The following is a 22,108-nucleotide window of genomic DNA, read 5'->3' on the forward strand; positions in this document are numbered from 1 at the left end:
AAAGGGGCGCTTATGATAACGGCTTTTCGTCGGCCCGGCGCGCTCGCCGTCGACCGCATCCGCTCTGGAGTTTCAGCATGTCGCAAGCCCCCATCGCCCGAATAGAGAACGGCAACGACCCCTACCGCTGGCTGGAAAACCGCGACGCTGCGGAAGTACTCGAGCATCTCAAGGCGGAAAACACCTATTTAGAGGCGGAGCTGGCGGATCAGAGCGCACTGCGTGAGGCGTTGTTTCAGGAGATTAAAGGCCGCATCCGCGAGACCGATCTCTCACTGCCCTCGCCCTGGGGCCCCTATCTGTATTACACCCGCACCACTGCCGGCGATGAATACCCACGGCATTACCGCTGCCCACGCCCGGCGGACGATTCACTGAGCGTGGACGAAAGCCGTGAAGAGTTGCTGCTCGACCCCAACGCGCTGGCCGGCGGCGGTTTTCTCTCCCTCGGCGCCTTCAATGTCAGCCCGGATCACACGCGCCTGGCCTACAGCCTGGATACCAGCGGCGACGAGATCTACCAGCTTTACGTCAAGGAGCTGGCCAGCGGCCAGATCACCGCGCTGCCCTTCGCCGATTGCGACGGCAGCCTGGCCTGGGCCAACGACAACCAGACGCTGTTCTTCGGCGAACTGGATGACACCCACCGCCCGCACAAGCTCTACCGCCACACCTTGGGCAACGCCGGCGCCGAGTTGGTGTTCGACGAGCCTGATGGGCGCTTCTTCCTCAATTGCTACCGCGCGAGCTCCGAACGGCAACTGGTACTACTGCTCAACAGCAAAACCACCAGCGAAGCCTGGGTGCTCGACGCCAATACACCGAACGGCGACTTCACCTGCCTGGCCCCCCGAGAGGAAGGCCACGAGTACTACGTAGACCACGGCAAGTTCGATGGCGACTGGGCCTGGCTGATCCGCAGCAACCAGGCCGGCATCAACTTCGCCCTGTACCAGGCAAGCAGCGCCAGCACACCAAGCCGAGCCGACTGGCAAAACCTGATCCCGCATAGCGATGCGCTGATGCTCGAGGGTGTCAGCCTGAACGCCAACGCCATCGTCCTCAGCCTGCGCGAAGGCGGCCTGCCGATCATCGAAGTCCACGCCCAAGGCCAAGCACCGGCGCGCGTGCAACTACCGGACGCGGCCTACAGCCTGCATGTGCAGGACAGCCTGGAGTTCGACAGCCCGGTCATCCGCCTGCGCTACGAGGCGCTGAATCGCCCCGCTCAAGTGCGCCAACTGAACCTGAGCAACGGCGAACAAAAAATATTGAAAGAAACCCCGGTGGAAGGCCCGTTCGACGCCGACGCCTACGTCAGCCAACGCCTTTGGGCTACGGCGGCAGACGGCAGCCAAGTGCCCATCAGCCTGGTGGCCAAGCGCGAAGTCCTCGGCCAACCCGCGCCGCTGTACCTGTATGGCTATGGTGCCTATGGCGAAAGCCTCGATCCCTGGTTCTCCCACGCCCGCCTGAGCCTGCTGGATCGCGGCTTCGTCTTCGCCATCGCCCATGTGCGCGGCGGCGGCGAACTGGGCGAAGCCTGGTATCGCGCCGGCAAGCTGGAACACAAAGCCAACACCTTCGGCGACTTTATCGCCTGCACCGAACACCTGATCGCCACGGGTTATACCAACCCGCAACAGCTGGCCATCAGCGGCGGCAGCGCGGGTGGCCTGCTTATCGGCGCGGTGCTCAATCAACGCCCGGAGCTGTTTGCTGCGGCGATTGCCGAAGTGCCCTTCGTCGACGTGCTCAACACCATGCAGAACCCCGACCTGCCGCTGACCATCACCGAATACGATGAATGGGGCGACCCGCATGACCCTGAAGTCTTCGCACGGATAAAAGCTTACGCCCCCTACGAAAACGTCAGCGCCCAGCCCTACCCGGCGATTCTCGCCGTGGCCGGCTACAACGACAGCCGCGTGCAGTACTGGGAAGCCGCCAAATGGGTGGCGAAACTGCGCGCCAACAAGACTGACCACAACCTGCTGCTGCTCAAGACCGACCTCGGTGCCGGGCATGGCGGGATGAGTGGGCGCTATCAGGGCTTGAAGGATGTGGCGTTGGAGTATGGCTTTTTGTTGAAGGTGTTGGGGTTAGCCTGAACGTAGCTCGACTACAGCCGTAGGTGTGATCCGGGGGCTTCCTCGGATTACATGGCTAACGCTACCCCAACCCGGAGACTCACCAGGCTGGTGCCAGGAGAAGGAATCAAGTGCAACGCTTACTCTTTATCTGTAGCCAGAATCGCCTGCGTAGCCCCACTGCGGAACTGCTGTTCAGCATGGAGCCGAACCTGGAAACCCTGTCGGCCGGGATAAGCAACGAGGCGGAGAATCCCCTTACTCCCGAAGCCCTGGAGTGGGCGGACCTGATCTTCGTGATGGAGCAAGCCCATAAGCGCAAGCTGACACGGCGCTTTGCCCCCTACTTGAAGGATAAGCAGGTGATCTGCCTGGATATTAGGGATGTCTACGCCTACATGGACCCGGAACTGATCCAACTGCTGCTGGCCAAGGTCAGTCCCTTTCTCAAATAACGCCGAAGGTTCAACGCAAGACCGTAACCTGCATTCGGCGCAATGCGCTGCGCTTATTGGTAATGACCACAATTGCCTTTAATTGGGCAATCAGCGCTCGACATTAATCTTGCGTGAACAAATGCCTTAAATTGGTCGGCTGGCAGTGGTCGGGAAAACAGATAGCCTTGATGGACATAGCAGCCATGATTGACCAGAAAGGTGCGCTGAGCCTCTGTCTCCACACCTTCGGCAATCACCGCAAGACCCAAACTCTGGCTCAAGCTTACAATCGCGCAGGCGATGGCAGCATCGTTAGGGTCAATCAGCACATCCCTGACGAAGGACTGGTCGATTTTAAGTTCATCTAACGGAAGGCTCTTCAGGTAGGACAGCGACGAGTAGCCGGTTCCGAAATCGTCTAAGGAGAGACCTATGCCGTTCTCTTTCAATTCGACCATCTTGGCGATGGTATTTTCTACATCCTCTATCAGCAAACCTTCGGTCAGCTCCAGTTTCAATTTCTCCGGATCGGCACCGGTGTATTTCAGTACTGAGAGCACTTCCTCAACGAAGTCCGGATGGTGAAACTGACGGGCGCTGACATTCACTGCCATGCTCAGCCGGGCGGTTTCCGGATGCTTTGCCCAAGCTACCAACTGAGCGCAAGCAGTTTCCAGCACCCAGCGGCCTAACGGCAGAATTAGCCCTGTTTCCTCCGCCACTGGAATGAACTCAACTGGCGATACGGTTCCGCGTTCAGGATGCTGCCAGCGCACAAGCGCCTCCGCGCCTATGATAGTGCCCTCATTATTCAACTGCGGCTGGAAATGCAGCAGGAATTCCTTTCTCTGGAAGCCTTGGCGTAAGTCTGCTTCCAGTCTGACGCGTGCCGTGGCAACTGCCTGCATTTCCGGATCGAAGAAGCGCATGGTATTACGGCCCGCCGCCTTGGCGCGATACATCGCCAGGTCAGCGCGTTTCATAATATCGTCCACAGTGTTTAGCTGACCCTGGAACAGGGCAATGCCGACGCTGGGGGTGCTGTGATGCTCATAACCATCCAGTTGGTAGGAAATGTTGAGCGAAGTGAGAATTTTCTCGCCGATAGCCTTGGCCTGGACAGCTGCTTCTGGAGGGTTCTCATTAAGACTTTCCAGCAAGACCACGAACTCATCTCCGCCCAGGCGGGCCACGGTGTCGCTCTCGCGTATGCAGCCGGAGAGACGCAGAGCAACTTGCCGCAGCAACATGTCGCCTCTGTCATGCCCCAGCGTGTCGTTCAGCGCCTTGAAGTTATCTAGATCAATAAGTACTACCGCACTCGTATGTAGACTGCGGGCGCTGCCCGCCAGCGCGTGCTGTAATCGGTCCAACATAAGTCGCCTGTTGGCCAGCCCGGTCAACTGATCGTAGAAGGCCAAACGCTTGACCTCTTGCTCAGCTGCCTTGCGGTGGGTGATGTCGGTGTTAATCGACAGAACCGACTGCGGTTGGCCACGCTCGTCCCGCACTAGGGTCCGGTGGCTTTCAAGTGTGATGGTGCAGCCATCCTGGCGGCGAAGCGTGACCTCACCAGCCCAATCGCCAGTTTCTATCAAGCTATCGGTGGCCACATTGAAAGCGCTATGGCCTGGGTAGAGTAACTCCTGTGCCGATTTGCCGAGTGCCTCTTCCTTTGACAAACCGTAGAGACGCTCAGCACTCTTGTTCCAGTACAAAATGCGCTGATCCATCCCGTGAACGACAATGGCATCCTGGGCCTTGTCCAGCAACGATGCTTGCTGGCGGAACTGCTTCTCGCTTTCGCGCAGCTCTACAAGGTAGCCCTCCCTTTCGGCTGCATGCGACTCCATTTCGCGCCTGATCTTGCGACCGTAAGTAACGGCCGCACTGACCATTAGCAGCACGAACGCCATAATTGCATACTCGACCCGGCGCAGTACCTCGACCGATTCCAGCTCTTCCTCTAGCAGCTTGCCTTGAATTAGGCCGACGCGCTCCCGCACCGTAGCGAGTGAGGCGAGCAACTCGGCATACTTCCTATCCATGGTTGCCATGCGCTTGCCGGCATTGTCCGACTGCCCCTCCCTGAAGTAGGAAAATATCAGCAAGGCCTCGTTCACCATTTCAGCCATCGCAACGTCGACTGCATCCACCTCTTCCTTCAATGCAAGAGTGAAGGTTTGGATGTCTGCACTGCGCTCAACTTGATTGGCGATCCGAGTTTGTAGCTGTTCTTTGGCCATTGCCAAATGCTCGTTGAAGGCGCGCAGCGCTTCACTCATGCTCCGTGATTCGGATTCGACCTCATGTGTATCGAACACATTGTTGCCCGGCGCATTGACTTCGGAAGCCAAGCTGCCCAGCGTTGAATAGCTCGACAGCTGTTGGACCCACGATTGGTTTGCCTTGATGGAACGGTGATAAGTGCCAACGATCTGGTGATTCAAGAGCACGCCCAGCACAACAACCAGCACGTCGAAACCCGCAAGGAAAAAATACATCCGGTGCCATTTTTTCGAGCTCGAATTATTTGGGCTGGCGAGCATGTTTTGCTTTGCGGCGCTTTCATTTTTGAAAAAATCCATTTCACGGTCTCCAAATACAATCTCTCTAAATGGGCCAATAAAAGTGGTTTTCGGAAACTAATTAATCCTCAATTTGGTAACGTTGGCCCTGAGTCAACTGCCGGTAAGGCGCAGTCATCTGCGCTTGAATCCTTCGGCGTGAGAGCCTGGATGCTATTGCCCTGCCAGACTAAGCCTCAGCGTAGCCTAGTTGGGCCGCCATACCGGACTTTAGTCTGAATCGCCCCCCGCTCCGGTAGACATTTCCCGGCCTCATAATGAGGCCGGGAAATGTCTACCGGAGCGGGGGGAGTACAGTCAGTCCCTTTGGGGGGTTCGTTCAGGCGGCAAACTCTTACTATTGCGCTGCAACTGCTGCTCCAGCAACGGAATAGCCTGACCCCGCGGATTAACCGAGTCGGCTCGCGGCAGGCGGCTAGTGTTGTTGTTCAACAGTCGCGGAAGGTTCGGCGCCACTTCTGGCGCGCTGTGCGGCGTCACTTGCTGATAGGGGGTGGGCGTCGCCGTACCCGGTGAGCCGGGGGGCGGAGTACCTGGGGGGCGCAGCAAGTACTCCTGCGCGTAAGCCCCGGCAGAGCACAACGCGGCGAGGGTAAGCGCCGCGAGAATCTGGGTTCGCATGACGGGCCTCCGTAACGCACCGAGGGCGCGAGCATTTGGCAGTGGCCAAAGAGCATGAGTGCCAGGCGCTGACGGTGCCCTGCATCACAGCCTGATCAGGCGCCTGCTTGTCACGTTAGACTATGCACCCGCAGCGCTTTGCCCGCATCACTTCGCTCAGCCCCGCACCCCAACCGTCAATCCCGAGACCGCTATGAAGCGCTTTGTACTGCTCGACACCGTAGATATCCCCAATAACGGCGGTGCGCTGTGCCTGTTCGAATACGGCGAGGATTTCGTGATCAAGATCCAGGGCGGCGACGGTGGTCAGTTGATGAACACCCGCATGCACGGCTCGGAAGATGCACTGGCAGAGATCCCCTGCAAGAAAGTCGCCCATCGCCCACAGCCGCGCGTGCTGATCGGCGGGCTGGGTATGGGCTTTACCCTGGCCTCGGCCCTCAAGCACCTGGGTGACAACGCCACGGTGCTGGTGGCCGAACTGGTGCCGGGGGTGATCGAGTGGAATCGCGGGCCGCTCGGCGCCAAGGCCGGCCAGCCGATTCTGGATAAACGCGCCGAGGTGCGGGCCATCGATGTAGCCAAGGTGCTGCAAGCCGAGCCGCAAGGCTTCGATGCGATCATGCTGGACGTGGATAACGGCCCCGAGGGGCTGACCCAAAAGGGCAATACCTGGCTGTACTCGATGGAAGGGTTGAATGCCTGCCATACAGCGCTGCGACCAGCAGGCATACTCGCGGTATGGTCGGCCAGTGCCGATCGCAAGTTCTCGGAAAAGGTGCGTAAGGCCGGCTTCAAGGTCGAAGAGGTGCAGGTGTATGCCCACGGCAATAAAGGCACCCGGCATACCATCTGGATTGCGGAAAAAACGTAGGCTGGGTTAGGCGCGCCCCTGGTTGTAGCTGTGCGGCAATCCCTGACGCGCCATAACCCAGCGATACACCGGCGCCAATGCCATCGCAATGCTGGGTTACGCGGCGGTTGCATTCGCGTGGGTTGTTGCGCATTTGCTTGTGCCGCTAACCCAGCCTACACGCTGGCAAGCCCACATGGCCGTATGACGGGTCGTAGCGGAACGGTGGATTACGCCGCTGCGCGGCTAATCCACCCTACGGGCTCGATTACTGGCGAGTGGCTACAGCGCAAAGAGAGAAAGCGCTAAGCTTTAACAAAGTGATTAGACGATTTAACAGGTGACAGCATGAGCACGGAAAAATCTGCGGCGACCCAAAAGACCGACCGCATCCTCGCTGAGGCCCAACGCAGCCGTGAAGAAGGCTACCGGGAAAAGGCCCTGAAAATGTATCCGTGGGTCTGCGGTCGTTGCGCGCGCGAATTCAGCGGCAAGCGCGTGAGTGAGCTGACCGTCCATCACCGCGACCACAATCACGATAACAACCCGCAGGATGGCTCGAACTGGGAGCTGCTGTGCCTTTACTGCCACGACAATGAGCACTCGCGCTATACCGACCAGCAATATTTTGCCGAGGGCTCGACGGCCAGCCCGCAAGGGCCGAAGTCGACCCACAAGGCCTTCGCCGATCTGGCTGCTTTGCTGAAAAGCAAAGAGTAGCCGGCGCTGTTTGCAGGCCCCGACACCTCAACCGTCCACGCCTGCAAACGCGATCATCACCTGCCCGCCACTGGTTGCAGCCAAGCCCGTATAATCGCGGCTTTCTTCAAGAGCACGTACACGTGGCGAACAGACGGTACAGCTGCATCGGGTTATTCAACCCCAAATCCCCGGAAAACGTCGGCTCAGTAATGCGCGCAGCGGGCTGCTACAACGTCAACTCGGTGTTCTACACCGGTAAGCGTTATGCCCGCGCGCAAGACTTCATCACCGACACCAAGAAGATTCATCAGGATATTCCGCTGATCGGTATCGATGATCTGCAGAAAATCATCCCGCTCGGCTGCACGCCGGTCGCGGTCGAGATGGTCGAAGGTGCTCGGCCATTGCCGGACTACACCCACCCGGACCGCGCCATTTACATCTTCGGCCCGGAAGACGGCTCGCTGGGTAAAGACGTCCTGGCCTGGTGTGACGATGTGATCTATATCCCCACCAGCGGCTGCATGAACCTGGCGGCGACGGTCAACGTAGTGCTCTACGACCGCCTGGCGAAAGGCAACAACACCAAATCCGGCCCCCAGTTTTCGCGCTAGTGGCCTGTACGGCTAGTTGGTTAACTCAAGTTCGGATGCCTGGAATCAGGCGCGACGAGTCATAACAGCAACGCCGTATCAGGGCCGGATTGGCTTAGAGCGGCGCTTGCAGCTGACGTTACCCGCCTGAGCCCCTCCCATCTCAACGGCGCTCGGTAAAGGCCAGCCCCACGCCCATCGCCATGATCACCGCCCCCGCGCCGGTCTGCTGCCAGCGGCGCCAGCTCGGCCGGCTGCCCAAGCGGTTGCCGAAATGCCCACAGAGCACGGCCACCCCAGCGTTGACCAGGGTGCCGCAGAGGTTGAACAACAGCCCCAGCGCCAGCACTTCCCAGACAAAATGCGGCGAGCCAGCGTGGGCGAACTGCGGTAGAAAGGCCAGAAAGAACAGCGCCACCTTGGGGTTGAAGATATTGACCAGGGCGCCCTGTAGAAAGATCTGCCGCAAACTGGCTGGCGCCAGCGCCTGACTGCTCTGCTCGCGCGCGCCTGCACGAATCAGCTGGATACCGAGCCAGATCAGGTACAGCACCCCGGCCCACTTGACCAGGCTGAAGGCTAGCGCCGACATCATCAGCAAGGCCGACAAACCAAAAGCGGCAGCCACCGCATGGAGCAAGCAGCCGGCGCCGATCCCCAGGCTGGAAACCAGCCCCGCCGAAGTACCCTGGGCGCTGGAGCGCGAGGCGATATAGAGCATATCCGGCCCCGGCGTGAGGTTGAGCGCCAGAGTAGCGGCGAGAAACAGACCGAGATGTTCGAGGCCAAGCATGGGCTAGCTCCTGCACAGGATTGTGCTGAGCATAGAGGGCGCGTGTTTGGGCGGGAAGTGCAAACCGTCCGATATGGCTCGACAGGATCGAACAGCGAACGCAGAGCGTCCGTGGCGGGGTTCCCACGCGGGTGCGTGGGAACCATCAAAAGTAGGTTAGTGCTGAACGCAGTGATGCCCAACAAGGAGTCGCCCTGCGACTCCCTCTTCACGGTCTCGAACCTGAAAGCCCGGCCTTGCAGGCCGGTTGTTGGGCATCGCCTTTGGCTCAGCACCAACCTACCGTCTGCGCTCTCCTGATAGATTTACAGAGCACCCGCACACTTCTCTGAGCGGCATTACCCTTCTAACCCGTCTCTATAGCCCCGACTTCAACCGGCTAAACGCCCGAGTCAGCGCGCGGTTGAACTCGCGCGCATTGTCGTTCTTGGTATAGAGCGTTGCGCGCACCGCTTGCGGCGGGTAGGTGCCAGGGTCATTGAGGATCGCCGCATCGACCGTCGCGGCTGCCGCCGGCACGGCGTTGGCGTAGTAAATAGTGTTGGTGATCGCGCCGATGATTTCCGGAGTCATCAGGTGATCCATCAGTGCCAGGGCGGCCTCGGGGTGCGGAGCATCCTTGGGGATGACCATGGCATCGAACCAGAGCAACGTGCCTTCCTTGGGTATCTGGTATTTCAGGCTGAACGGCTTGCCGGCCTGCTCGGCCTGAGCGGCGGCGATCGCGACGTTGCCGTTCCAGGACATCGCCAGGCAGGTGTTGCCGTTGGCCAGGTCGTTGATGTTGCGGTCGTTATCGAAATAACGGATATACGGGCGGATTTTCGCCAGATGCGCCTCGGCGGCCTTCAGGTCATCCAGGTTCTGCCGGTTGATGTCCAGGCCCAGGTAGCGCATGGCGGCGGCGAACACCTCATTGGGATCGTTGAGGTAGCTCACCCCGCAGTCGGCGAAGCGCGCCACCACGTGCGGGTCGAACAACATCGACCAGCTGTCCACCGGCGCGTCGACCATCCGCGCCTCGATCGCCTGCTGCTGATAACCGATGCCGGTAGTGCCCCAGACGTACAGCCCGGCGTAGCGGTTGTCCGGATCGAAGCTCGCCATGTGCTTGGCGAACTCCGGATCGAGCCCTTGGAAATGCGGCAGCTGCGACTTATCCAATGGCTGCAGGGCGCCGCTGGTGATGGCCCGGGTCAGATGCTGGCCAGCGGTCAGCACCAGGTCATAGCCGCTGCGACCGGTGAGCAGCTTGGTTTCGACGGTTTCCAGCGAGTCGAAGTGATCGGCCACCACGTGGATGCCGGTCTTGGCTTCGAACGCAGTCAGAGTGTCCGGCGCCAGGTATTCATTCCAGATGTACAGATTGACCTGAGGCTGGTCGGTTGCCGCCTGCGCGCCTGCCGCGACAAGGCCGAGGCAGGCGCTGGTGAGCAGAGTACGAAGGTTCATCGCCGTGCTCCTCTAGTCGTGGGTGGCGGAGGCGTGGGTGGCGGCCGCGTATTGCGGCATGGTGATGCAGGCGACGTTGCCGCCGCCGAGAAGGATTTCGCGCGAGTTGTCGATGCCGATAATCCGGTGCTGGGGGAACAACTCGGCCAGGGTCGCCTGCGCCACACGATCGTTGGCATCGCCGAACAGCGGCAGCACGATCACCGAGTTGCCAGCGTAGTAGTTGATATAGGAGGCGCAGATCTTGGTGCCCGCCTGGCGCAGGTGCGTGCCATCGTTCTGATCCAGCCCGGCCGCCTCTTGCGCCGTCCACTCCAGCGCCCGCGGTTGCGGCAGCTTATGCACGATCAATTCACGACCACGGGCGTCACGGGTGCTGCGCAGGATGTCGTAGGCCTCTTGATAGATTTCCCACTGTGGGTCGTCGCGTTCGTCGGTCCACTGCAACACCACCTCACCGGGGCGGACGAAGCAGGCCAGATCATCGACGTGGCCGTCGGTTTCATCGAACTTGCACCCGCGCGGCAGCCAGATCACCTGCTCGGCGCCGAGGTAATCGGTCAGCCGCCTGGTCACTTCGGCTTTGCCCAACTCGGCATTGCGATTGCGGTTGAGCAGGCATTGCTCGGTGGTGAGGATGCTGCCCTGGCCATCACTCTGGATGCCACCAAGCTCGGCAATCAATGGCGCGCGATAGCGGTCGAAGCGCTCGATTTCGAGGATCTTCTGCGCGATCTGGTCGTCCTTGTCCCAGGGATAGTAGAGGCCGCCGTCGAGGCCGCCATAAGCGTTGAACTCGAAGTCCACGCCACGCACTTCGCCCGTCGCGTCGTTGACCACGAAGCACGGCCCGCTGTCGCGGAACCAGGTGTCGTTGCAGGTCATTTCCACCACACGGATGTGCGCCGGCAACAGGCGGCGGGCGTTGGCGTATTGGCTGCTGGAGGCGCAGATGGTCACCGGCTCGCTCTCGGCAATCGCGCTGGCGATCTGCACCCAGACCTGCTGCGCCGGCTTGCCGCCATTGCGCCAGACGTCCGGACGTTCCGGCCAGCCCAGCCAGCAGCCAGCCTTGCGCTCGAACTCGCCGGGTAGACGGAAGCCATCGGCCTTGGGAGTGGAAGTCAGGGAACGTGCCATCGAACACCTCGGTTTTATTGTTGTGGAGAGATGTCCAGACAGTACGCGCCGCTCAGGGCGGGCTTCCAATGACGATTTTCGCGGAATCCTTGAATTTAATTCAGGAGTTTGCCAGCTGATCACTCAGCCAATCCAAGAACTGCAGTACCGCGGGTTTCTCCAGACGGATGCGCTCACAGACCAACGCGTACTGCCCGAGCGAGGTCACGCTGGCCGCGAAAGGCCTGACCAGGCGACCGCTGGCCAGGTCTTCGGCGGCCGTCAAGTTGTCGCCCATGGCTACGCCCTGCCCTTGCGCGGCAGCCTCCAAAGCCAGGCCGGCATGGGGGAAGTACAGCTGGCGACTGGCCTGGATATCACCGGCGTGGGTGGTCAGCCAGGCCATCCAGGTCTTACCGTCCTGATCGTCATGCAGCAGGCAATGCCGGGCCAGGTCGCGCGGCTGTTTCAGGCTGCCCTGGTTGAACAGGCTGGGGCTGCACACGGGAAAGAACAGCAGGGTCGGCAGCGGCCGCACGAAGTAGCCACTGGCATCCTCCGGGCCGGTGCCATAGGTGATTGCCAGATCGATATCGTTACCCGGCAAGCGGCCTTCCAGCGCCTGCTCGTGCAGGTGCAGGGTGATATGCGGGAAGCGTGCGCTGAAGTCGGCCAAGCGGCTGACCAGCCATTTTTGCGCCAGTTCGGCGGTGACCGCGACGCGCAGTTGCGCTTGCGAGCCGGGGTCGCGCAACTCGTCGCAGGCTTCGCCAATCAGCTCGAAGGCTTGCTGCACGCTCTGCAACAAACGCTGCGCCGCCGGCGTCGGGCTGACCTGACGGCCTTCGCGGACGAACAAACTGGCGCCGAGTTGCTCCTCCAATTGGCGAATCTGATGGCTGACGGCACTATCGGTCACGCAGAGTTCGGCGGCAGCGCGACCGAAATGCGCGTGGCGGGCGGCACACTCGAACGTGCGCAGGGCGGTGAGCGATGGTAGGCGGCGCATAGGAACCTCAGAACCTGTTCATGATCTGCTGCGCGTCGGCCATGCGGCGTTGAAATCGGGCTCAAAATGCTCATTTACCGTTCGTAAACTGCGCTTTTTCGCCCTATTTCGCCTTGCCTGACCTTAGCTCGCGAGATCGTGAACAGGCTCTCCGGGACGCGTGCGCCGAATCCTCGCCCAGCGCGGCTATGACGTCCAGGCTTAACAGGCTTCTGTTAACGCAGTAGCGAGCTATCCAGCACCTTGGACGGCTCGCCCATCAGCTCCTCGCTGACCTCGATAAAGTCCTTGGTGCTGACCAGATCCATGCGCATCAGACCGCGGCTGACGTCATCCAGCGAGCGCTGATTCTCGGTGCGCTGGCGGATTTCCCGATCCAACTCTTGCAACAACAACACCGCCCTGGCAGTCGTTGCGCCGCTCACGTTCTCGCCGCGCAGGCTGCTGACCTGGCTACTCCATTTGCTCAAGTTGGCACGCACCGCCTGATAGCGCTCTTCACTCATGCCACCGGCACGACGGACCAGTTCGATGGCGTAATACTCAGCCAAACCTTCGCTGATCCAGTCGCTCTTGTCGGTGTCGCGGATGCGGCTGAACACATGCACCAGCTCATGTACCAGGGAACTGGTGCCGTTCTCGCTGACCAGCGGCCGGTCGGCGTGCATGAATAAGGAGTTGGACGCCGACAAGCCGCCACGCCACATCGGATTGCCAGCGCCAACTACCAGCAGTTTGGCCGGGTCACGCGGGAATACCGCCCGCACTTCGGGCCAGACAAAGGTCAGCAGAGTGAGGATGTCCATCCGCCGCATACCGGCACCGATGGGCGCAGCGATGGTGACCTCGGTTTCACCGAGTTTGCTGCGACGGGTGCCGATTTTACCGGCGAGTATCCAACCGGTCGGGCGGTCGAACAGGCGTGAGGGGTTGTCGATCCGAAAGCGATTTTTGCCGATCCGCGGCCAGCCGGTTTCAACGCTTTTCCAGCCTTTGGGCAGTTCGAATTGGAGGCGCGAGACCAGCGCGATAGCGTTTTTCTGATTCAGTTGCGCGCTGGGCACCAGGTCATCGCCACGCAGCAACGCCCAGTCCTCGGTCATCCGCGCATCGAAGCTGCCGGATTTGCGCGGATGGCTGATACGCACGCGATAGCTCAGGCTGGCCTTGCCGGCTGCCGGCTGCCAGATGCCGCGCTCGGCGCCCTGCTGCTGCCAGTTGCCGTCGGCCTTGAAGTCGCTGTAGTAGCCCTTGTTGCCGAGATCAAAGCTCAGGCTTCTGACAGCCTCGCCCTGTTCCAGGGTCAGGCGTACTTCGGCCTGATCGCTCTGTGGCAAGAAACGTACGTGGTAATCCAGATCAACCTTTTGCACGGCCCACAACGGCGTACTCAAGGCCAGCAAGACGATAGACAGCAGCAGATTCAAGCGGATGGGCATTGCAGAGGGTTCCTTGGATGACGCAGCGCAGTTCATTCCCTATGACTCGGCCGGCTTCGATTGATTCAGCGCTGACTCAACCGGAGCGAAAAATCATGTAGTCCTCCCAGTCATCCTCGGCCACGCTGTTTTCACTGAGCATGTTGCCGGCCTGGGAAATGCCGGCGTTGTGCACCATCTCCGGGTCGCCGCAGACCAGCGGGTGCCAATGATGCAGGTCCTTGCCTTCGGCCACCAGGCGGTAACCGCAGGTCGGCGGTAGCCACTGGAACTCATTGGCCTGCCCCGGTGTGAGCTGGATGCAGTCCGGCACGAACTTGCGTCGATTGCTGTAATCGGTGCAGCGACAGCTTTTCAGGTCGAGCAACTTACAGGCGATGCGCGTGTAATAGACGCTGCCGTCGTCCTCGTCTTCGAGCTTTTGCAGGCAGCACAGGCCGCAGCCGTCGCACAGCGATTCCCACTCGTCCTGATCGAGCTGGTCGAGGGTTTTGCGTTTCCAGAAGGGTTCGACTTTGGCGGCCATGAGAGGGTACGGAGTGACTGGTGAAAAGGCCGGCAGTCTAGCTCGGCACCACGACCCGGCCAAGGCCGCGACGCCGAACGGTTTTAAGTAAGGCTCTGTCTGAGTCGGATGTTGCACAAAAGCCTGGGAGCAACGCCGACCCAGTAGGAGCTAGCTCTGCTAGCGAATGCAGACAACGCAAAGGCTTCGCTAGCAGAGCTAGCTCCTACAAAAAGCGGCAGCCCAGCTCAACACTTAACGAGTACACAGCCTTTAATAACCGCGGGCGAAATCCACCTGACCGCGCAAGGCTTCGCCGGCCTGATAACGCTTGAGGTTGTCGAGGAACAGCTGCGCCATCAGGCTGGGCTGCGTCGGTGCCGAGCTGTGGCCGGTCAGCAGCAAGCCGAACGCGGTCCAGAATGGGTGGCGGGCGGGCAGCGGCTCCTGGCGACAAACGTCGATCACCGCACCCGCCAGATGGCCTTCGCGGAGCGCGGCGACCAAGTCGGCGTCCACCACGGCGACGCCGCGCCCGGCGTTGATGAACAGGGCGCTGGGTTTGAACTGGGCGAACAGTGCGGCGTTGTAGATGTCCTGGGTGGCCGGGGTATCCGGCAAGAGGTTGATCACGTAATCGGCCTGCGCCACCAACCGACCGAGATCAGCCAACCCGGCGACTTCCACAAAGGGCGCCAGAGTCCGCGGCTCGCGGGCTACACCGAGCAACTCGATGGCAAAAGGCGCGAGGAACTGCGCCACGCTCAAACCAATATCGCCGGTGCCGACGATCAGCACGCGGCGCCCGGCGAGGCTGTGCGGCAAGCGGCTGTCCCAATGCCGCTCGACCTGGCTGGCCAAACGCGCCAGCAATTCGCGCTCGTGGGCGAGCATGTAGGTCAGCACATACTCGGCCATCACCTGGCCGAAGATACCGACCGCACGAGTCAATCGATAATCGTGCGGAAGGCCCTTCACCAATAACGGCGTAATGCCAGCCCAAGTCGACTGCAGCCACTGCGGCTGGAGGCCTTTGCGCAACAGGGGCGCAAGCAAATCCGGCTGCCCCAGCCAGAGTGGGCAGTCGGCGGCCAGTTGCGCCAACTCGGTAGGATCATCGCTGGCCCGCACTTCCAGCTCCGGCTGCGCACGACGCAGTAAGTCGGCATAGGTAGCGTGGTGGTGCTCGGCAATCAGAACGCGCATAACTTGAAAACCTTTCCAAAACAGAGATAGCAGCCAGCGACAGGCAAGAGACTGTCCGTAGGCTTTGTGATGACCGTAGGTTGGTGCTGAGCCCAACAACCGGCCTGCAAGGCCGGGCTTCAATTTGCTTGGGACCGAGCACTGGGAGCCGCGGTGCGACTCCTTGTTGGGCATTACTGCACTAAGCGCCAACCTAAGCATCAACCTCCGGCTTGTGCTGACCTACCACTTACATCGGATCGTTGCGGCGCAGTAGCTCTTCCGGCAGATGCTCGATGTACTCGTCTTCGGCCGGCGGCATTTGCAGGTGATAGCCCTGGCTGTCGAGGTTCGCCAACACCTTGTGGATGTCCTCGCGGGCCAGTTGCCGCTCGGGGTTGAGCACCAGGTCGAAGGTGTGCTGCGGCGCGCCAAACGCCGTGAGTAGCGACTCTGGCACCCGCTTCAGCGCATCCGCTTTCAGCACGTAGAGGTACATCTCGTTCTTGCGCGGGCTTTTATAAATCGAGCAAATACGTTTCATGCCTGTTCTTCCTGGGGTTGCGCAGCCAAGCTGTCGAGCAGTGCCTGGCCCATCAATTCACGCCGCCAACCGCGCAGGGACTCGGGCAATTGGTAAGGGCCGTTGGGGTAGCCGCTTTTCAGCAGCGCTTCGAGGGTCTTCTTGCGCAGCATCAGCTCTGGCGCCATGTCCAGCCGCTCGGCTTCGCGCTGGCCGATGGCGCGCAGTTCCTTGAGGAGCGCCGCGGCTTCCATCGGCAGCGGCTCGGGCAGCGCCTGTGGCCACTCGCTTGCTGGCGTGGCGGCCACTTGCTTGATCAGTGTGAGAATGAACTCGCCATCCTGACGCACGGTCTTGGGGTGCATGTCGTCGATACGCGCCAGCGCGACCAGATTGTCCGGCTGCGTGCGGGCCAGCGGCCACAGCGAGTTTTCCCGAATGATCCGATTGCGCGGCTGATTCCTCGCCCGCGCCTCTCGCTCACGCCAGGCGCACAGCTCACGTAGCACCGCGAGCTGGGCCGGCGAAAGTTTCCAGGCCAGTTTCGCCTCGCGGTAGACCTCATCTGGATCGATCTCGCGGCGCAGGTTGACGACCAACTCGGCACCGTCCTCCAGCAGCCAGGCGGTTTTCTCGGCCGACAGTTTGGGCCGCAAGGCCTCAAAGACCTCCGCCAAGTGCAAGGCATCTTCGGCGGCGTAGCTGATTTGCGTCTGCGAGAGCGGGCGCTGCAGCCAGTCAGAGCGGGTCTCACCTTTAGGCAGGTCAATCCCCAGCACGGCCTGCACCAGGCGCGAATAGCCCATGGAGAAGCCGAGGTTGAGGTAGGCGGCGGCCAGCTGGGTATCGAACAGCGGCACCGGCAAGCTGCCGGTGAGCCGCAAAAACACTTCCAGATCCTCGCTGCAGGCATGCAGCACCTTGATCACCGCCGGGTCTTCCAACAGTGCGGTAAAAGCCGTCCAATCCTGAATCAGCAAGGGGTCAAGCAGATAAACCCGTGCACCGTCGCAGATCTGCAGCAAGCCGGCGATCGGGTAGAAGGTGTCAACCCGCATGAATTCGGTATCGAGGGCCACGTAAGGCAGACGCTGCCATTCGGCACAATGCTGCGCCAAGCTGACGTCGTCACGAATCCAATGAATATCGATGGCCACATGACTCTCCTTAAATAATGGCGCGCAGTATATATCGACCCCGCCGCTTGCCGGGCATTCACGGCTTGCCGTGTGCCATACGGCCTCCTATGCTGCCGGCGCTTGTCCGACAAGAATCAGAACAAGGATATGTCATGAAAAAGCTTCTGGGCTCGATTGCCCTGCTGCTCGCCGCCGCAGCCATCTACCTCGTCGTCACCCCCAGCCTGATCGATCCGCTGGCCTGGGACGCGCCGAAAGCACCGGCCATGATCGGTGTGCTGGAACCTAACGACACCCTGATGAAAGCCGAGCTGCTTGCCCAGGGGCAGGTCCATGGCCCGGAAGATACCGCCGTCGATGCCCAGGGCCGACTTTACGCCGGCCTGCATGACGGCAATATCGTGCGGATCAAGGCCGATGGCAGCCTGGAAACCTTTGCCGACAGCCAAGGCCGCCCGCTGGGCATGGACTTCGATGCCAACGGCAACCTGATCGTCGCCGACGCCTATAAAGGTTTGCTCAGCATCGACCCGCAAGGGCAGATCAAAGTGCTCAGCACGCAAGCCGAGGGGCAGGCATTCCGTTTCACCGATGATGTAGATATCGCCAGCGACGGACGGTTCTACTTCTCCGATGCCTCGAGCAAGTTCGAGCAACCGGATTACCTGCTCGACCTGCTCGAAGCCCGCCCCCATGGTCGCCTGCTGCGCTACGACCCTGCGACCGGCAAGACCGAAGTGCTGCTCAAAGACCTGTACTTCGCCAACGGTGTCGCCCTGTCGGCCAAGGAAGACTTCGTGCTGGTCAACGAAACCTACCGCTACCGCATCACCCGCTACTGGCTGAGCGGAGAAAAAGCCGGTACTCACGATATCTTCATCGACAATCTGCCGGGCCTGCCGGACAACCTGCAAGGCGATCGCGCCGGCACTTTTTGGGTCGCCCTACCTTCCGCGCGCAAAGCCGACGCCGATTTCCTGCACCAACATCCGTGGCTGAAAGCGCAGATCAGCAAACTGCCGCGCAGCATGTGGCCGCAGGTGGTTCCCTATGGCTTGGTCATCGCCCTCAACGAGAAGGGCGAAATCCTCCGCAGCCTGCACGACACCAGCGGCGCGCACCTGCGCATGATCACCTCGGCCAAGCCGGTGGGGGGCTACCTGTACTTCGGCAGCCTGGACAACGACCGGATCGGCAAGCTGAAAATCGACTGAACCTGCCGACTGCCCCCACCGCCCGTAGGTTGGCGCTGAGCGCAGCGATGCCCAACAAGGAGTCGCCCCGCGACTCCCTGTGCTCGGTCTCGCGCATGGAAGCCCGACCTTGCAGCCGGTTGTTGGGCATCGCCTTCGGCTCAGCGCCAACCTACGATATTCCCCCAATTGTCACTTCCCACTTTGCCTGCGCTTATGATGCGCACTGACCTCGATACGACTCAGGAGCCCGTCATGCCCCTCGCGCAACTGCTCAGCCCCCAGCAACTGGCCACCCGTCTGGGCCGACCCAACGTGTTGATTCTCGACTGCCGATTCGCTCTCGATGACGCTGCCTATGGTCAACGCAGTTACGCCGAAGGGCATATCGCCGGCGCTCAATTCGCCGATCTGGAGCGTGACCTCTCCGGGCCGATCGTCAAAGGCCTCACCGGCCGCCATCCACTGCCAGATCCGGCGGTGCTGATTGAGAGCTTGCGCAGTTGGGGCCTGGACACTGCCAGCGAGGTGGTTCTGTATGACGACGGCCCTGGCGCCTTTGCCGCACGCGCTTGGTGGCTGCTGGCCTGGCTGGGCAAGCGCGACGGCGTGTTCCTGCTGGATGGCGGCTTGAAGGCCTGGCGCGAAGCGGGCCTGGCGTTGACTGCCGAGCCGACTGCCGCCAACCGGGGCAATTTTCACGGCCAGCCTGACGCCAGGCTGCTAGTAAGCGCCGAGCAGTTGCAGCAGCGTTTTGGCGATCCACAGCTGACCCTGCTGGATGCGCGCGCCCTGCCGCGCTTTCGCGGCGAAGTGGAGCCGATCGATCCAGTTGCCGGACATATCCCCGGCGCGCAATGTGCGGTGTTTACCGACAACCTCGGTGCTGATGGTCGTTTCCTGCCGGCCGAACAGTTGCGTCAGCGCTTCGCCAACCAATTAGGTCAGCGCTCGCCGGCCGGCCTGGTGGCCTATTGCGGCTCCGGCGTGACAGCCTGTCATAACCTGTTTGCCCTGAGTCTGGCCGGCTATGCGCTGGCACCGCTGTATGCCGGCTCCTGGAGCGAATGGATTACCGACCCACAGCGCCCTGTCGCCAAAGGCGAGTGAGGCGTAGTGCCGATAGGTCGCCCTGGTGCTCGCCTGGAGGCTCTAGCAGGCCATCTGCCACTTTTGCCGTGAGAACCGCCTGCTAAGCACCAAGCGTAATATCGACAATAACCAAAAGCTGGAAATGATTTAAAAACAGCTCTTTACAGCTGAAAGATCGCACTAGACTTCAACATGAGCGGCTAACCCCGCTCCCGGTGGGGCCTTTCTAGAACAATGAGTAGAAGCTGCCATGCGCCCTGGCCCTGCCGGTAACCTTTCGCGAGGCTTATATGGGCATTGCCGCCAGCGAGTTACGTCAGCACGTTATCCGCCCTACCCTCCTCTACTTGGGGCGTCACTCAGCTAGCGCCGAAGCCCTTTTGCTCGGTGCCGCCGCCAGCCAGTCGGCACTCGGCTCAGCCCTTGACGACCGCCGTGGTCACGGTCTCTACCGCATCGCCGAACTGCGTCATCAACTGCTCTGGGATCGCCATCTGGCCCTTGATCCAGAGCTGGCCAGCCAAGTGCGTGGCCTGGCCAGCCAACATGCTTTCCTGGCTGCGCCGCACCTCGAGCTGACGGTGAATCTGCGCTACGCCACCGCCATCGCCTGGCTGCTAGTGGAAGCCGAAAAAACGCCGTTGCCTGCCGAAGACGACCTGCTCGGCTTGGCCCGGGTATGGCGCCAAGTGTTCCAGCCGCAAGGCCGCTTACGCGACTTTATGACGGCTTGGCAGCACTACATTGGCAACTTCAGCCGGGTCGCTTAAGCCACCGCTTTAGCTCCTCAGCAACCGCTGGCGATGAGCCTGAACGTGCCGCAAGCGCGTAGGCGGCGTCGTGCAGTATCGCAGCAAATGCCATCATTTTAACTTCAATTGTCCGACAAAACCGCTCTAGATCGCGGCTTTTAGCGACTGGCCAGAGCCTGGAAATCCTGCTAATTTTCGCGCCCCGCGATACCCCACAGGAATTTTCCGATGAAACAAGCCTGGTTCAAGACCACCCTCGCCCTGGCCATCGGCGCCGTTTCCAGCTACAGCCTGGCCGGCGGCTTTGCCCTCAACGAACAAAGCATCAGCAATATGGGCACGGCCTTTGCCGGGCGCTCCTCTTCCGCCGACGACGCCACCACCGTCTTCGGCAACCCAGCCGGCATGTCCCGCCTGAAGCGCGAACAAGTCAGCGGCGGCCTGGCCCTGCTGGACGCGAAGACCGATATCGACGATGCCAGCGGACGTTTCGCCGGCAGCAACGACGGCGACATGGTGCCGTTCATCGGCGTGCCCATGGGCTACTACGTCAAACCGCTGGACGACCAGTGGACCTTCGGCCTGGGCGTATACGCCCCCTTCGGCCTGGTGACTGACTATGAAAGCGGCTTCCAGGGCCGTTATTACGGCGACCGCAGTGAAGTGCGCGTCATGACCCTGCAGCCGACCCTCAGCTACCAAATCAATGATCAGCTCTCGGTTGGTTTTGGCCCGACCATCAACCGTATCGACGGCGAGCTGACTTCGGCAGTGCGCAACCCGGTGCCCGGCGGCGCTGACGGCGAAGTGAAGATCGCAGGTGACGACGTTGCCGTAGGCTTCAACGCTGGCGTGCTGTACGAGATGACCCCGCACACCCGCCTGGGTATGACCTACCACTCGATGGTCGACTACACCCTCGAAGGCGATACCAAGATTTCCGGCAGCGGCCCTGCCCTCGCAAGCGCCGCTGGCAAGTACGACGCCACCCTGGATCTGAAAACCCCGGAGTCGGTTGATCTCTCCGTGACCCATGACCTCAATGACAGCTGGACGATCTACGCCGGCAGTACCTGGACGCGTTGGAGCCGCCTGGAAGAAATCACCGTCAACAGCGAAGGCATCAGAGGCCCATTGGCACCTGCGTTCGGCACCATCACCGAAGAACAAAAGTGGCATGACACCTGGTCCTATGCGGTCGGCGCGGCCTACAAGCTGAACCAGCAATGGCTCCTGCGCGCCGGCCTGGCCTACGACCAGGCGCCAACCAACAACCAATTCCGCTCGCCGCGCATCCCGACTGACGACCGCAAGATCCTCAGCCTCGGCGCAGCCTGGAGCCCCAACGATGACATCACCGTCGACCTGGCTTACTCCTATCTGAAAGAAGATGACGCGGATATCGACCTGAACGCCCCAGGTAAGGGCACCTACAGTTCCACCTACAAAAACTCCGCGCACGGCTTCGGCACGCAAGCGACCTACCGTTTCTAAGCGCTTAAACACGGATTGCGCTGCACTCACGCGGCGGCCATAAACCTGAATAGCGGGGCTTCTTTGTCAGTCACCGATTAGGGGCGTAACTGCACCTCACATGACCTGTTTGCATTGCCACTGACCAGTTATTTTCTTTCGATCTGACCACGCATTTGCAAACGGGATAATCACTTCCGCGGGGCACCTGACCGTCTCAAAACGACCCAAAGTTGCCGGTGGGAACCGGCAGAATCCGGGCAGAAGAAGACCATGGGCTAAGGTTTCGCGGAGGCTATCGAAGCCTAGGGCGCCGTCCTGAACGAAGACGAAAATGAGCAGAGGGCGAAGACAGAAACCGCCAGTATCAAAGGCATCGGGAGTCAAACGAAGTCGCTCAAGCACAGGCAGAGAATAGCTATAACGAACAGTGGAGCAGATACAGCTATCCAGCATAGACTGCCGTCGGCGCGGGTCAGGATCGTGGGGAGACCGCACCTCGCCTAAACCGATGACATCAGCCTTTTGCAGACACATTAGTACCTATGAC

The 22,108-nt window shown here is 60.8% G+C and carries 20 protein-coding genes; 9 read left to right on the forward strand and 11 right to left on the reverse strand.

Annotation, left to right across the window (positions count from 1 at the left end; all coding sequences use genetic code 11):
* The first annotated feature begins 77 nt into the window (after positions 1 to 77).
* Both D3879_RS12000 and D3879_RS12005 read left to right on the forward strand, forming a co-directional pair.
* A complete protein-coding gene (locus D3879_RS12000) occupies positions 78 to 2,111 on the forward strand; it encodes a S9 family peptidase (protein WP_119954461.1) in 2,034 nt (677 codons plus the stop codon).
* Positions 2,112 to 2,221: 110 nt separating this feature from the next.
* Positions 2,222 to 2,545, forward strand: coding sequence for a low molecular weight protein tyrosine phosphatase family protein (locus D3879_RS12005; protein ID WP_119954462.1), 324 nt, complete (start codon positions 2,222 to 2,224; stop codon positions 2,543 to 2,545).
* Between the two features lie 53 nt (positions 2,546 to 2,598).
* Here D3879_RS12005 and D3879_RS12010 read toward each other — a convergent pair whose 3' ends face one another.
* Positions 2,599 to 5,115, reverse strand: coding sequence for a putative bifunctional diguanylate cyclase/phosphodiesterase (locus D3879_RS12010; protein WP_119954463.1), 2,517 nt, complete (start codon positions 5,113 to 5,115; stop codon positions 2,599 to 2,601).
* A gap of 297 nt (positions 5,116 to 5,412) precedes the next feature.
* The gene (locus D3879_RS26290) at positions 5,413 to 5,736 is read right to left on the reverse strand and encodes a hypothetical protein (protein WP_147411131.1); all 324 of its coding nucleotides are present in this window, start codon (positions 5,734 to 5,736) and stop codon (positions 5,413 to 5,415) included.
* Positions 5,737 to 5,929: 193 nt separating this feature from the next.
* On the opposite strand from D3879_RS26290, the gene D3879_RS12015 reads away from it, so the two are divergent.
* The 3 genes from D3879_RS12015 to D3879_RS12025 all read left to right on the forward strand — a co-directional run bounded on the left by D3879_RS12015 (position 5,930) and on the right by D3879_RS12025 (position 7,905).
* On the forward strand, positions 5,930 to 6,610 hold the full coding sequence (locus D3879_RS12015) for a spermidine synthase (RefSeq protein WP_119954464.1): 681 nt from the start codon (positions 5,930 to 5,932) through the stop codon (positions 6,608 to 6,610).
* A gap of 327 nt (positions 6,611 to 6,937) precedes the next feature.
* Entirely contained in the window at positions 6,938 to 7,309 is a 372-nt protein-coding gene (locus D3879_RS12020) for a YajD family HNH nuclease (protein ID WP_119954465.1), read from the forward strand.
* A 122-nt stretch (positions 7,310 to 7,431) separates the two neighbouring features.
* Complete coding sequence (locus D3879_RS12025) at positions 7,432 to 7,905, forward strand: RNA methyltransferase (RefSeq protein ID WP_119954466.1); 474 nt, start codon at positions 7,432 to 7,434, stop codon at positions 7,903 to 7,905.
* Between the two features lie 142 nt (positions 7,906 to 8,047).
* On the opposite strand, the gene D3879_RS12030 is transcribed toward D3879_RS12025, so the two are convergent.
* The 9 genes from D3879_RS12030 to rnd all read right to left on the reverse strand — a co-directional run bounded on the left by D3879_RS12030 (position 8,048) and on the right by rnd (position 17,066).
* Entirely contained in the window at positions 8,048 to 8,677 is a 630-nt protein-coding gene (locus D3879_RS12030; protein WP_119954467.1) for a LysE family translocator, read from the reverse strand.
* 357 nt (positions 8,678 to 9,034) lie between these two features.
* Positions 9,035 to 10,129, reverse strand: a complete 1,095-nt coding sequence (locus D3879_RS12035; RefSeq protein ID WP_119954468.1) for an extracellular solute-binding protein — start codon at positions 10,127 to 10,129, stop codon at positions 9,035 to 9,037.
* A gap of 12 nt (positions 10,130 to 10,141) precedes the next feature.
* Positions 10,142 to 11,269: an agmatine deiminase gene (gene aguA / locus D3879_RS12040; RefSeq protein ID WP_119954469.1), complete on the reverse strand. Its 1,128-nt coding sequence runs from the start codon at positions 11,267 to 11,269 to the stop codon at positions 10,142 to 10,144.
* A 100-nt stretch (positions 11,270 to 11,369) separates the two neighbouring features.
* The gene (locus D3879_RS12045; RefSeq protein ID WP_119954470.1) at positions 11,370 to 12,257 is read right to left on the reverse strand and encodes a LysR substrate-binding domain-containing protein; all 888 of its coding nucleotides are present in this window, start codon (positions 12,255 to 12,257) and stop codon (positions 11,370 to 11,372) included.
* 215 nt (positions 12,258 to 12,472) lie between these two features.
* Positions 12,473 to 13,696, reverse strand: a complete 1,224-nt coding sequence (locus D3879_RS12050) for a hypothetical protein (RefSeq protein ID WP_119954471.1) — start codon at positions 13,694 to 13,696, stop codon at positions 12,473 to 12,475.
* A 76-nt stretch (positions 13,697 to 13,772) separates the two neighbouring features.
* Entirely contained in the window at positions 13,773 to 14,222 is a 450-nt protein-coding gene (locus tag D3879_RS12055; protein ID WP_119954472.1) for a YcgN family cysteine cluster protein, read from the reverse strand.
* 252 nt (positions 14,223 to 14,474) lie between these two features.
* Positions 14,475 to 15,407 (reverse strand): D-2-hydroxyacid dehydrogenase, encoded by a 933-nt coding sequence (locus tag D3879_RS12060; RefSeq protein WP_119954473.1) that lies wholly within the window; start codon positions 15,405 to 15,407, stop codon positions 14,475 to 14,477.
* A 229-nt stretch (positions 15,408 to 15,636) separates the two neighbouring features.
* A complete protein-coding gene (locus D3879_RS12065) occupies positions 15,637 to 15,930 on the reverse strand; it encodes a YcgL domain-containing protein (RefSeq protein WP_119954474.1) in 294 nt (97 codons plus the stop codon).
* Positions 15,927 to 17,066, reverse strand: a complete 1,140-nt coding sequence (gene rnd, locus D3879_RS12070) for a ribonuclease D (protein WP_119954475.1) — start codon at positions 17,064 to 17,066, stop codon at positions 15,927 to 15,929. The genes D3879_RS12065 and rnd overlap by 4 nt, the downstream gene beginning before the upstream one ends.
* Before the next feature lie 134 nt (positions 17,067 to 17,200).
* On the opposite strand from rnd, the gene D3879_RS12075 reads away from it, so the two are divergent.
* The 4 genes from D3879_RS12075 to D3879_RS12090 all read left to right on the forward strand — a co-directional run bounded on the left by D3879_RS12075 (position 17,201) and on the right by D3879_RS12090 (position 21,579).
* The gene (locus D3879_RS12075) at positions 17,201 to 18,262 is read left to right on the forward strand and encodes an SMP-30/gluconolactonase/LRE family protein (RefSeq protein ID WP_119954476.1); all 1,062 of its coding nucleotides are present in this window, start codon (positions 17,201 to 17,203) and stop codon (positions 18,260 to 18,262) included.
* 234 nt (positions 18,263 to 18,496) lie between these two features.
* Positions 18,497 to 19,351: a sulfurtransferase gene (locus D3879_RS12080; RefSeq protein ID WP_119954477.1), complete on the forward strand. Its 855-nt coding sequence runs from the start codon at positions 18,497 to 18,499 to the stop codon at positions 19,349 to 19,351.
* Positions 19,352 to 19,623: 272 nt separating this feature from the next.
* Positions 19,624 to 20,103, forward strand: coding sequence for a hypothetical protein (locus D3879_RS12085; protein WP_119954478.1), 480 nt, complete (start codon positions 19,624 to 19,626; stop codon positions 20,101 to 20,103).
* 210 nt (positions 20,104 to 20,313) lie between these two features.
* Positions 20,314 to 21,579, forward strand: a complete 1,266-nt coding sequence (locus tag D3879_RS12090) for an OmpP1/FadL family transporter (protein ID WP_119954479.1) — start codon at positions 20,314 to 20,316, stop codon at positions 21,577 to 21,579.
* Positions 21,580 to 22,108 lie beyond the last annotated feature (529 nt).

The organism is Pseudomonas cavernicola (assembly GCF_003596405.1).
Taxonomy (GTDB): domain Bacteria; phylum Pseudomonadota; class Gammaproteobacteria; order Pseudomonadales; family Pseudomonadaceae; genus Aquipseudomonas; species Aquipseudomonas cavernicola.